Origin of the sequence: Bradyrhizobium sp. (genome assembly GCF_049691595.1) — a bacterium.
GTDB lineage: Bacteria > Pseudomonadota > Alphaproteobacteria > Rhizobiales > Xanthobacteraceae > Bradyrhizobium.
Genome location: NZ_JBAVNZ010000545.1, coordinates 1 through 1,793, shown reverse-complemented (window position 1 = coordinate 1,793; position 1,793 = coordinate 1). Strand labels below are relative to the sequence as shown.

At 61.3% G+C, this 1,793-nt stretch carries 2 protein-coding genes; both read right to left on the bottom strand.

The genetic code is table 11. The annotated features are described in order from the left end of the window. Nucleotides 1–11: 11 nt before the first annotated feature. Nucleotides 12–1,100 carry an ABC transporter permease gene (locus WCE35_RS22025; protein ID WP_424595431.1) on the bottom strand — a complete coding sequence of 363 codons (1,089 nt, stop codon included), beginning with the start codon at nt 1,098–1,100 and terminating at the stop codon, nt 12–14. A gap of 68 nt (nt 1,101–1,168) precedes the next feature. Then, nucleotides 1,169–1,793: ABC transporter substrate-binding protein (locus WCE35_RS22020; RefSeq protein WP_424595430.1), on the bottom strand; the 625-nt coding region annotated here is incomplete at its 5' end.

Here is a 1,793-nt window from a genome sequence, read left to right as displayed (position 1 = left end):
GCCGTTCCCCGTCAACGTGTCGCAGCATGGGTGAAGGTCGCCTGCAAGGCCAGCATCACGCGATCCAGCGCGAAGCCGATCAAGCCGATGGTGATGACCGCCACGATGATCCTGGCGAGCGAATCCGACGAACCGTTCTGGAATTCGTCCCAGACGAATTTTCCAAGTCCCGGATTTTGCGCCAGCATCTCGGCCGCGATCAGCACCATCCAGCCGACGCCTAGCGACAGCCGTAGGCCCGTGAACATCAGCGGCAGCGCGGACGGCAGCACAAGCTTGAAAATCCGCTTGCGCCATGACAGCCGCAATACGCGACCGACATTGACCAGATCCTTATCGATCGACGCAACACCGACCGCGGTGTTGAGCAATGTCGGCCAGAGCGAGCACAGCGTGACCGTGATGGCCGAGACCAGAAATGATTTTGGGAACAGAGGATCGTCGGACACGTAGAGGGCGCTGACCACCATCGTGACGATCGGCAGCCACGCCAGCGGCGAAACCGGCTTGAAGATCTGTACCAGCGGATTGATCGCGGCATTGAAGCTCGCAAACAGCCCGCACAGGATGCCCAGTGGAATTGCAACGATGCTGGCCAAAAGGAAGCCGGTGAATACCGTTTCCAGGCTGGTGACGATCTGATCGAGGAACGTGGGTTTGCCGGTGTAGAGCCGGTTCTTCACCACCGCCGTCGGATCCTTGGCCAGCATCTCGGCGTTTCGCTTGTCCTGCCGTTCGTAGAACGCGCGCGCCTTGGCACGCTCGGCCACATGGTCAGCCCAGAGATTTTCAGCCTGGACCCGGACTTCCGCCGGACCCGGCAGCAGGCCGAGGCTGGTCTTCACCTTCGGTGCAAGAAAGGCCCATAGGCTGAGGAAGATGACGATCGCGGTGAGCGGAACGCCAAGCGCCTTCCAGAGTGCCTTGCCTTGGACCTTTGCGTTGTCGCCGGCAGCCATGCGCATCAATGGCACCAGCCAGCCAAATCCAATCAGCTCGAAGAACCCCGCCGATCGGTTGATCCGCGCGTGCCAGCGTTCGCGTCGCGCCGCGGGCGAAGGCAGGGTCGGGCCAGACGCGAGATCGGTTACCACGGACATCCGTTCAATCCTTCCATCGAGTCATACGGCATCAGGGTTCGTTCTCCTGGTCGCGCCGCCTCGCCGGCTCAGTTCGACACCACCTTGAGACCCTCAACCCGCTCGGCGCCCTTCAGCCCGATCTTGAGGCTGTCGAGGTAGGCGTTCGGCTTGCGGCCGTCATAGGTGATTCCGTCGATGAACTCGTTGGTCGGCTCGCGATAGCCGTCGCTGGCCCACGGGAAATCTTCCTGCTTCGCCTTGCCTTCGGCGACCAGCAGCTTCGCAGCCTGCAGATAGATATCCGGCCGATAGACCTTCCTGGCCGTCTCGGCATACCAGGAGTCCGGCTTCGATTCGGGAATCTGGCCCCAGCGCCGCATCTGCGTGAGGTACCAGATGGCGTCGGAGTAATAGGGGAACGTCGCGAAGTAGCGGAAGAACACGTTGAAATCCGGCACCGGACGTTTATCGCCCTTCTCGTATTCGAACGTGCCGGTCATCGAGTTGGCGATGACATCGGCGTCGGCGCCGACATATTCCGGCTTCGCCAATATTTTCACCGCCTGCGCCCGGTTGGCGTCGTGGTTTTCGTCCAGCCACATGCCGGCGCGGATCAGCGCCTTGGTGGCCGCGAGCACGGTATTGGGGTTTTTCTCCTGGAACGCGGCGCTGAAGCCGAACACCTTCTCGGGATTGTTCTTCCACAATTCG

Excerpts from the sequence above, each read along its gene's own strand:
- WCE35_RS22025 (WP_424595431.1), bottom strand. The coding sequence starts at position 1,100 with ATGTCCGTGGTAACCGATCTCGCGTCTGGCCCGACCCTGCCTTCGCCC.